Source organism: Pampinifervens navoyensis (assembly GCF_046159715.1).
In the GTDB taxonomy this organism is placed as follows: Bacteria; Aquificota; Aquificia; order Aquificales; family Aquificaceae; genus Pampinifervens.
Genome location: NZ_JBJXCT010000009.1, coordinates 61,317 through 70,050 on the forward strand (window position 1 = coordinate 61,317; position 8,734 = coordinate 70,050).

Annotated in this window: 13 protein-coding genes; all 13 read left to right on the forward strand. The window is 46.1% G+C overall.

Annotated features, from left to right (window positions below; genetic code table 11):
- Positions 1 to 57: 57 nt before the first annotated feature.
- Positions 58 to 414 (forward strand): hypothetical protein, encoded by a 357-nt coding sequence (locus ACKRDP_RS07670; RefSeq protein WP_409154174.1) that lies wholly within the window; start codon positions 58 to 60, stop codon positions 412 to 414.
- Positions 405 to 1,109 (forward strand): hypothetical protein, encoded by a 705-nt coding sequence (locus ACKRDP_RS07675; protein ID WP_409154175.1) that lies wholly within the window; start codon positions 405 to 407, stop codon positions 1,107 to 1,109. The genes ACKRDP_RS07670 and ACKRDP_RS07675 overlap by 10 nt, the downstream gene beginning before the upstream one ends.
- 3 nt (positions 1,110 to 1,112) lie before the next feature.
- Entirely contained in the window at positions 1,113 to 1,502 is a 390-nt protein-coding gene (locus tag ACKRDP_RS07680) for a hypothetical protein (protein WP_409154176.1), read from the forward strand.
- Positions 1,499 to 2,869: a mannose-1-phosphate guanylyltransferase/mannose-6-phosphate isomerase gene (locus tag ACKRDP_RS07685; protein WP_409154177.1), complete on the forward strand. Its 1,371-nt coding sequence runs from the start codon at positions 1,499 to 1,501 to the stop codon at positions 2,867 to 2,869. Before ACKRDP_RS07680 ends, ACKRDP_RS07685 begins: the two co-directional genes overlap by 4 nt.
- 8 nt (positions 2,870 to 2,877) lie before the next feature.
- Positions 2,878 to 3,606, forward strand: a complete 729-nt coding sequence (pdxJ, locus tag ACKRDP_RS07690; protein ID WP_409154178.1) for a pyridoxine 5'-phosphate synthase — start codon at positions 2,878 to 2,880, stop codon at positions 3,604 to 3,606.
- Positions 3,607 to 3,621: 15 nt separating this feature from the next.
- A complete protein-coding gene (locus tag ACKRDP_RS07695) occupies positions 3,622 to 3,879 on the forward strand; it encodes a hypothetical protein (protein WP_409154179.1) in 258 nt (85 codons plus the stop codon).
- A 9-nt stretch (positions 3,880 to 3,888) separates the two neighbouring features.
- On the forward strand, positions 3,889 to 4,740 hold the full coding sequence (locus ACKRDP_RS07700; protein WP_409154180.1) for a hypothetical protein: 852 nt from the start codon (positions 3,889 to 3,891) through the stop codon (positions 4,738 to 4,740).
- A 9-nt stretch (positions 4,741 to 4,749) separates the two neighbouring features.
- Complete coding sequence (locus ACKRDP_RS07705; RefSeq protein ID WP_409154181.1) at positions 4,750 to 5,334, forward strand: sulfurtransferase TusA family protein; 585 nt, start codon at positions 4,750 to 4,752, stop codon at positions 5,332 to 5,334.
- A 2-nt stretch (positions 5,335 to 5,336) separates the two neighbouring features.
- Positions 5,337 to 6,110: an indole-3-glycerol phosphate synthase TrpC gene (gene trpC / locus ACKRDP_RS07710; RefSeq protein ID WP_409154182.1), complete on the forward strand. Its 774-nt coding sequence runs from the start codon at positions 5,337 to 5,339 to the stop codon at positions 6,108 to 6,110.
- Between the two features lie 14 nt (positions 6,111 to 6,124).
- The gene (locus tag ACKRDP_RS07715; RefSeq protein ID WP_409154183.1) at positions 6,125 to 6,457 is read left to right on the forward strand and encodes a hypothetical protein; all 333 of its coding nucleotides are present in this window, start codon (positions 6,125 to 6,127) and stop codon (positions 6,455 to 6,457) included.
- Positions 6,458 to 6,468: 11 nt separating this feature from the next.
- Positions 6,469 to 7,659 (forward strand): phosphoglycerate kinase, encoded by a 1,191-nt coding sequence (locus ACKRDP_RS07720; protein WP_409154184.1) that lies wholly within the window; start codon positions 6,469 to 6,471, stop codon positions 7,657 to 7,659.
- Positions 7,652 to 8,452 carry an inositol monophosphatase family protein gene (locus tag ACKRDP_RS07725; protein ID WP_409154185.1) on the forward strand — a complete coding sequence of 267 codons (801 nt, stop codon included), beginning with the start codon at positions 7,652 to 7,654 and terminating at the stop codon, positions 8,450 to 8,452. Before ACKRDP_RS07720 ends, ACKRDP_RS07725 begins: the two co-directional genes overlap by 8 nt.
- On the forward strand, positions 8,436 to 8,734 hold a 299-nt coding region (locus ACKRDP_RS07730), incomplete at its 3' end, for a Uma2 family endonuclease (RefSeq protein WP_409154186.1). The genes ACKRDP_RS07725 and ACKRDP_RS07730, both read left to right, overlap by 17 nt.

Genomic DNA, 8,734 nt, shown 5'->3' on the forward strand with positions numbered 1-8,734 from the left:
GTCAGACTGGCTTGGAGCAAAGTTTGGCTCACTTTAAGTCCGTGCTATAATCACATAATGCTCCGTATTCTCAGCTTTATACTTGCAGGTGTATGGTTTGTCCTTGCACTTGGCTTGCTTCAAAGACCGCTAGGCAAAGAACATGTTTTCGGTAATAATACAAGTAATCAGGCTCCTTCCGCATCTGAAGGATTGGTGAATATCAACGTTGATTTGGTAAATCCTGCAAGGCAAAAAGCCAAAGCAGGAGTTCCCTATATAAATAGGTGGCAGGGTAAGAATCAGCGGAAAAGGGAAATTAGTGAGGAGGACAGGGAAATTTCAGCTGGCTACAGAGTGGCGGAATACAGCTTCAGGGATATAAACTTTCTCAGTGATGACAAAGTGGAAGGAACTTTGCAAAAGTGTCCATAAGGGGAAGTCTTAGGCTTTCCAATAATGTATGTGAGGATACATTTTACGATAGACCATATATTGTTATAGGTGCAGGTAGCACCCTGAGGTTTATACGCAGACCGGAGGAGGACATAAATACTTTTCTGATGGACTATGGAAGGAATTTCCGCATGCAGGATAAACGTCTGCTACCCCTTGTTTATTACCTCTCCAAGATAAGGATTATACCACCAGTGTTTGAATGGAGGTTGAAGGAGAACTGTGAAAAGGTGATTGTTCTATCCCTCACAAAGACTAGACTTGAGGGCAATGCCCTTTATATTAGCGAAAAAATCCTGCAGGCACTTCAGAGAGGCTACAGTCTCATGCTCGAAATATGGGAAAACTACGATGGACAGAATCCAGAGCTTGGACCAGCCATTCTTGGAGAATACTACATATCTGAAACTTTTCTTCAAAACCTTCAGGAAGCGCTATCTATCCTGAAGTCTCAGGTAAGGACAAAGGGATACATAGCCCTGACTACAGAGCAGTCCACTTATACCGCCTGTAGGCTTAGCTCTAACTGCGAGCACAAACCATCCTACACCGATAGCATCAATCAGCTCAATGAAGCTTATTATTCAAGACTACAAGAAGATCTCCTTATGGCTGTAGAGCTCATAAGGAATAGTAAGCTTGACGCAGATTACGGAGTTTGTTTTGGAGGATGACTAGTGGAATTTAAGGAGGGTATGAACTTTATCAGGTTCTTTGAGCCAGTCATAAATGTCGGCAATGCAGTGTCCTTCCAGAGAAAGTTTGACTTAAAGATGTCTGAAAACAGCGGATACAGCAACCCTCAGAGAATACTCAAAAACTGCCAGTTTTTCAGCAAATACGGCAAACCTATTCATTCTGCTCACTACATGCCAAACAACGAGCGTGCAGATGTAATTGTAGATAATATGGATTCCATAAATAGACTAGAATACATAAAAAACTTATATGGTTATGGTCTGAGGAGTTTTTTTCTTATGAACTACGATGTTGTGAAAGGAAACAAATGTGGCAGTCTAGAAAGGCTTTTTATTTTCAGAAATAGCCTGAAGGAGGTAGGACTATGAAGGTGCTTATACTTGCAGGGGGTAGTGGAACAAGATTGTGGCCCCTCTCTAGAGAAAAGCACCCCAAACAGTTTTTGAAACTCTTTGAAGGTAAGTCTTTTCTCAAACTAACTTATGAGCGGGCTCTAAGGCTCGTAGACCACAAGGACATAGTTATCGTAACTAACGAGGAATACCAGCACAAGGTTGTAAACGACCTGTATCCTTACGAGGGATACAGCGTTATTGTAGAGACTTACAGAAGAAATACGGGTCCGGCGGTTGCTCTTGGACTGCTATACATCAAGGAATTTTTGATGGTTGACGATGAAGAGGTTGTTGCAGTACTTGCTTCTGACCATCTCATAAAGCCCGAGGAGTCCTTCGTGGAATATATGAAGTTTGCAGAGGATATAGCCAAGGAGGGCTATCTGGTTACCTTTGGTGTAAAGCCCACGAGGCCAGAGGTCAACTTTGGATACATAAGGGCGGGAGGAACTATAGAGGAGTACGGGAGGCTTAAGGCTTACACAATAGATGAGTTTATCGAAAAGCCAGAGAGGGAAAGGGCGGAGAAAATGCTGAAGGAGGGCTTTTATTTCTGGAACTCGGGGAATTTTGTTTTCAAGCTGGGGGTTGTCTTTGACGAATACAGGCTGAATGCTCCAGAAATATACGGCTTCATGCTGGAGGGTTATCACGGCTTTCTGGAAAACTACTCAAGGCTTCCAGATATATCCTTTGACTACATAGAAATGGAGAAAACAAAAAGGGGCGCTGTAGTTCCTATGGATATTTTCTGGAGTGACGTGGGCTCTTTTGACGGTCTTTATTCCATAATGGAGAAGGATGAAAGGGACAACGCCTGCGTGGGAAGGGGTATTTGCCTTGACAGTGAAGGTAATCTGGTATACAGCAACGGGAAACTTGTATGCCTTGTAGATATTCAGGACACCGTAGTGGTAGAGGACAGAGATGCAGTGTTGGTGATGAGGCGGGGAAGTGCCGCTAAGGTGAGAGATGTCGTCAGGCTTCTCAAAGAAAAGGGGCTCAGGGAGGCATACTATCATCTTGAGAAAAGCTACGAGTGGGGAACCGAACTCCTCTTAGAGTCCGGTGATGGTTACCGCATACATAAGGTGAGCATACTTCCCGGCAGGGGCACAGGTCTTCGTATGCACATGCATCACAGCAGGAGCTGGACGGTGCTCAGAGGCACCCTGCAGATAAGCATAGGAAGTGAGAAGTCCTATTACACTTCTGGTGAATCCTTTCACGCATACAGAACTACTCCTTACAGTATAGAGAATACTGGTTTTATAGTGGCGGAGCTACTGCAGATTAGTATGGGTGAATACGTTGAAGATGAGGATATAATTTTCTTATAAGGACCTTCATGAGGCTTGGTGTAAACATAGACCATGTGGCAACTCTCAGACAGGCAAGGAAAACCTTTGAGCCAAGTCCTCTTTTTGCAGCGCTGATAGCCCAGCAGGCGGGGGCAGACCAGATAACCCTTCACCTGAGAGAAGACAGAAGACATATACAGGAAGAGGACCTACAGCTCATAAAGAGAGCGGTGCATATTCCCGTAAACCTTGAAATGGCTCCCACAGAGGAGATGAAAAACATAGCCATGAAGGTAAAGCCAAACAGGATAACCCTTGTGCCAGAAAGAAGGGAAGAGATAACCACAGAAGGTGGGCTGAACGTGGTGAGCATGGAAGAATACCTGAAGGAATACCTGAAGGATTTTAAAGTTGCATGTATAGAGGTATCTCTCTTCATAGAGCCTGAGGAGGCTCAGCTTTACGCAAGCAAGAACGTGGGCGCTGATGCCGTGGAGCTCCATACTGGAAAGTATGCAAATCTCTTTAACGCCCACCGTCTGCAGGAGGCTCTTGATGAGCTCAAAAGGCTCAAGGACGCAGGCCTCATGGCTAAATCTCTTGGGCTGAGGGTTTATGCAGGTCACGGGCTCACTTACAAGAATACTCCTCTTCTCGTAAGGGAGCTATCAGGCGTTGTGGAAGAGCTGAATGTGGGGCATTCTATAGTTTCCAATGCCCTTCTCTGGGGTATGGAGAGGGCAGTTGAAGAGTTCTTGAAGCTCATGAGGCTCTGAGATATATTTAAAAGCATGAAAGACAAGGAAGAAGTCAGGCAGGAGAGCCTTGAGGAACAGGTGGAGGAGCTCAGAAGGGATATGTTCAGGTTTTTTGAGCTCTTACTCCCTCCAAAAGAGGTCAGGAGGGAGGTTATGAAAAATCTCTACACTATGGAGCTTTCCTTCTGGAAGATAATCAAAACTCTTGTGGACTACGAAGTTGGAAAGCTTGAAAACAGAATAGAAGGAAAGGAAAAAAGGGAAAAGGTAAAGAAGATAGAGGTGGAGTAAAATATTTATGTGCTGAGGGACGTCGGTCTTATATTTCTTGGATTAAGGGTTCTTCTGTTTGCTTTCTTCCTTGCCCTTTCCGTGGGTAAGCCAGCTTCGCATCAGGCTCTTGTGGTAATTCCCTCTGTCCTCTACCTTATCCTTGCCATGTATGTATTTCTCTATCCTGGCAGGCTGAAACTTTTCAAAAATTACGGAGACCTGGCTTTCCTTCCTTTGCTTGTTCTTCTCTTGGGTCAGAAGGAAGCCATACTCGCCCTTTTTGCACCAGTAGCTCTTTACACCAGCAGGAGGGTCTTTGAGGGAATTCTGTTCCTCTGGCTCCTTGTAGGCTTTGGCTTTTACTATTACGGTGCATGGGGCTTTGCCCTTCTGCCTGCCTTATTTGCCCTTTTCATAGCATCCATGCATCCAGACCTTGTGGAGGCTCTGAAAAAAGAGAGGTTTTACATAAAGAACCTGAGAAGGTCATACTCTAGACTTACAAGGGAGTATGCAAGGCTTGAGGCCTCTTCACAGAGTGCAGGCGGAGCTGGAATACTTCTTGACCAGCTTATGAACAGCAACAACCTCCATGAATATCTCACCAATATCAAGGAGAAGTTTGAGCTCAAAACCATAAGCATAACACCTCTACAGGCAAACCTTTTCAGAGAACCTCTTATTGACAGGACAAACTGCTGTCTGCATGTGCCTGTAAAACTTGAAAAGGGGGAGGTCAATGTTTCTTTCTACTTCAGCAACCCCTTACATCTCTACGATAAGGAGTTGCTCAAGACCCTTGAAAGGGCAGGAAAGCTTATAAATTTATACATTGAGGGTCTTGAAGAAAGACCCCAGACAAAGGTTATAGCAGTGTGAGGTGATGAAATGAGAGCGGTAGAAGAGAAGGAAGAACTTCTTGACCTTACGGGGCTTATGTGTCCACTGCCCGTTGTTATGACCTCTGAGAAAATGAAGAGGCTGGCCGAAGGGCAGAAGCTTACAGTTATATCTACTGACCCGGGTTTTGAAAGAGACATAATGAGCTGGTGTAGCCAGACGGGCAACGAGCTTCTCAGCCTGAAAAGGGAAGAGGGTAAAGTGGTTGCGGTTCTGAGAAAGAGGTCTGAAGCTATAGAGCCTTCCATCCTCTACTGGATTAAGTTTCATGCACTTGGTGTAAAACTGCACATAAGGCACATACTCATGGAGCTCAACCCCTTTACTGAAAAGCCGGACCACTTTATAACCTTCAGCGCCATATCGGAGGGCACAAGGGCGGAGAAATACCTCAGGGGCAGGGCCAAGCTTATACCCATACCTGACGAGATAGACCCCAGATGCGGCGTGGTGCTTGCAGTTCATGGCTACCAGAAGGCAAGGGACATATACGAAGAGCTTATGAAAGAAGGCTTTGGTGTGGAGGCTATTTATAAGAAAGAGGGCAAGGAATACAGGAGGGTTTATCCATAGGGGTGCTGGAAGAGATAATTCAGCATAAGAAGAGTGAGATAAGAAAAGACCCAGATTATGTCAGGAGGCTGGAAGACCTAGCTGGGTTGAGGGAAGAAATCTATTCCTTTGAAAAAGCTCTTACCTCCTGCAGGACAAGGATAATAGCGGAAGTCAAGAAATCTTCACCCTCCGAGGGGAAAATAAAGGATATACCCGCAAAGGAACAGGCAAAGTTGTATGGGGAGGCTGGTGCTGTTGCCATATCTGTGCTTACAGACAGAAGGTTTTTCAGTGGCTCTCTTGAAGACCTCCTTGAGGTCAGAAAAAGCGTTAATCTCCCCCTTCTCAGGAAGGATTTTATCCTTGACCCGGTGCAGGTTCTTGAAGCCAAAGCCTATGGCGCAGACATTGTGCTGTTCATAGTCAGGGTTCTGGAGGAGAAGCTCCTGAAGGACCTTCTTGATTACTCTAAGGAGCTAGGACTCTCTCACCTGGTGGAGGTCTTCAGCCTCCAGGAGTCAGAGAGGGCTCTCACAGCAGGTGCTGATATAATAGGCATAAACAACAGAGACCTTGACACGCTCAGAGTAGACATAAGTCTTTCAGAAAAACTTGCTCCAAGGATAAAGGAGATGGGTGCAAGGTTTGTAATAGCGGAAAGTGGCATAGAAAACAGAGAGCAGGTGCTGAGGCTCGAAAACCTTGGCGTAGACGCCTTCCTTGTGGGAACAAGCCTCATGAAAAGCAAAGACCCTGTAAAAAAGCTCAGGGAGCTTATGGGTTATAATTTTTGAAAGGAGGTAAACCTGTGAAAAACACCCTTGACCTCAATCTCATGGAAGAGTTATCAAACTTAGAATTTTTCGTAGTTAAGGCCCCTGTCAACAGTCAGGACTTCTGGAAAGAATGGCAGGAAAAGTATTCAAGAGCTTTTGTTTCAAGGATAGCGGTAAAAAAATTACTCAAAACAAGAAAGCTCGGCTACGAAGAAATAAAAAGATACAGGGCAATGCTGGAGGTTTACGAAGATGTGGTCTTTTACCTTGAGAATCTGAAAAGGCTTGCCCTTAACCTCAGGGGCGTGCTTGAGGTCAGCGAAAGTCCAGAATTTGATGACGAGGATATAGACTTTGACCTTTAAGGAGGTCTGGTATGCCTTTCAGGAAAAAGACCCTCAGAGATGTAGACCTCAGGGGCAAAAGGGTGCTTGTGAGAGTGGACTTTAATGTGCCCATGGATGAGCTGGGAAACATTGAGGACGACACCAGAATTAGAGCAAGCCTTCCCACCATAGACTATCTGCTGGATGCCAGGGCAAAGATAATTCTCATGTCTCACCTTGGAAGACCAAAGGGGAGGGATGAAAAGCTCAGTCTTGCACCAGTTGCAAAGAGACTCTCAAGATATCTCAACAGAGAGGTAAAGGTTCTTCCTGATTGTGTGGGTGAAGAAGTGGAGAGGGAAGTGTTCAGCATGAAAGAAGGAGAGGTGGTGCTTCTGGAAAACCTGAGGTTTCATGAAGGGGAAAGCAAGGGGAGTGAGGAGTTTGCCAAAAATCTTGCAAGGCTAGGAGAAGTCTACGTGAGCGACGCTTTTGGCACATGTCATAGAAAGCACGCCTCTGTGTATCTCGTTCCACAGCTTTTAAAGCCTGCAGTTATGGGCTTTCTCCTTGAGAAAGAGATAGGCTACTTTGAAAAGGCTATGGTGAACCCCCAGAGGCCTGTGGTTGCCATAATAGGAGGTGCCAAGGTCTCCTCCAAGCTTGGCATAATAAAGAACCTTTTAAAGAGGGTTGACAAGCTTTTCATAGGCGGTGCTATGGCTTTTACCTTCATAAAGGCTATGGGCTACAGGGTGGGTGGCTCTCTTGTGGAGGAGGAGCTAATTCCCACTGCAAGGGACATAATGGAGGTAGCAAGAAAGCTTGATGTGAGCTTATATCTTCCTGTGGACTTTGTCACAGGAAAGGAAATCTCAGACAACACGCCCACAAGGGTTGTCCCTTGGCAGGAGATACCCGATGGATGGATGGGTCTTGATATAGGACCCGTTTCTGTGGGGCTTCTGAAGGAAATAGTGGCGGACGCCCAGACCATAATATGGAACGGTCCCATGGGTGTGTTTGAGCTTGACAGGTTCAAGGATGGAACTTACGAAACCGCCAAACTCCTTGCCCAGTCGCCCGCACTTACCATAGCAGGTGGTGGTGATACGGACCACGCCATTCATAGGGCAGGGGTTTACAACGCCATAGACTTTGTCTCTACTGGGGGCGGTGCCTTCCTTGAGCTTCTTGAGGGCAACAGCCTACCCTGCATAGAAGTGCTGGACGATGCATGAACTTGAGCTATTTCTGAAAGTGGCAAAGGAGGCAAGCCTTCTGGGCGGACAGGTGCTCAAAGAGTTTTACAGAAGGGAGGATAACCCGGTAATGGAGAAGGGGGAAAAGGACATATACAGCCTTGCGGACAAACTTTCTGAAGAAAGGATAAGGGAACACATAGGCAGGTATCTGCCGGACCATCTGGTAGTAGGAGAAGAGGACGGTGGCTCTGCAGATGGTGACTATGTATGGTATATAGACCCACTGGACGGAACCAAGAACTTCGTGGCGGGCTTTCCCATCTTTGGAACATCAGTGGGGCTTTTATACAGAGGAAGACCTCTGGTGGGGGCTGTCTACCTGCCTGTTTTTGATAGCCTTTACTGGGCGGTGGACAGTGGTGGAGCATTCAAAAACGGGAAACCCATAGGCGTAAAGCAGAAAGGCCAGCTAAAGCAGTGTTATGTTGCCTACGGCTATCCTTCAAGGGCAAAGAGGGACCTTAACTCCTACTGGAACATATTCAGGGAAGTCTTTGATAAAGTGGGTGCCATGAGAAGACCGGGAGCTGCGGCGGTAGATCTGTGCCTTCTTGCGGAGGGTGTTTTTGATGGTCTTCTGGAATTTGAACTTAACCCGTGGGATGTGGTTGCGGGCTCTCTTATAGCAAAGGAAGCGGGCGCAAGAGTAGCTCTAACAAAGGGCTTTTCCATGGGAACTGATGTGTATGCGGGCAATGAAATGTGCTTTACCTTTATAGAAAAAGTCCTTAAATTAAACCTTGAGGAGTTTCATGAGCTTAGTCTATAAGCACAGACCCCACTACACGGTGGAGGATTACGAAAAATGGCAGGGAGACTGGGAGCTGGTTGAAGGTATGCCCTACGCCATGGCCTCGCCAAGGCCAATTAATCAATACCTTCTGGGAATTCTTGTGGAAATTCTTCGCCTATCATTGAGAGAATGTCCTGAATGCAAGGTTTATGCTGAACTTGACTGGTTTATCTCCTTCGATACGGTTATAAGGCCTGACCTCATGGTGCTGTGCGGAGAGATTCCTGAAAGGGTAGAAAGACCTCCAGAAATGGTTGT

Coding starts and splice junctions, on each gene's coding strand:
- ACKRDP_RS07670 (WP_409154174.1), top strand. CDS start 58: ATGCTCCGTATTCTCAGCTTTATACTTGCAGGTGTATGGTTTGTCCTT.
- ACKRDP_RS07705 (WP_409154181.1), top strand. CDS start 4,750: ATGAGAGCGGTAGAAGAGAAGGAAGAACTTCTTGACCTTACGGGGCTT.
- ACKRDP_RS07695 (WP_409154179.1), top strand. CDS start 3,622: ATGAAAGACAAGGAAGAAGTCAGGCAGGAGAGCCTTGAGGAACAGGTG.
- ACKRDP_RS07720 (WP_409154184.1), top strand. CDS start 6,469: ATGCCTTTCAGGAAAAAGACCCTCAGAGATGTAGACCTCAGGGGCAAA.
- ACKRDP_RS07725 (WP_409154185.1), top strand. CDS start 7,652: ATGCATGAACTTGAGCTATTTCTGAAAGTGGCAAAGGAGGCAAGCCTT.
- ACKRDP_RS07685 (WP_409154177.1), top strand. CDS start 1,499: ATGAAGGTGCTTATACTTGCAGGGGGTAGTGGAACAAGATTGTGGCCC.
- pdxJ (WP_409154178.1), top strand. CDS start 2,878: ATGAGGCTTGGTGTAAACATAGACCATGTGGCAACTCTCAGACAGGCA.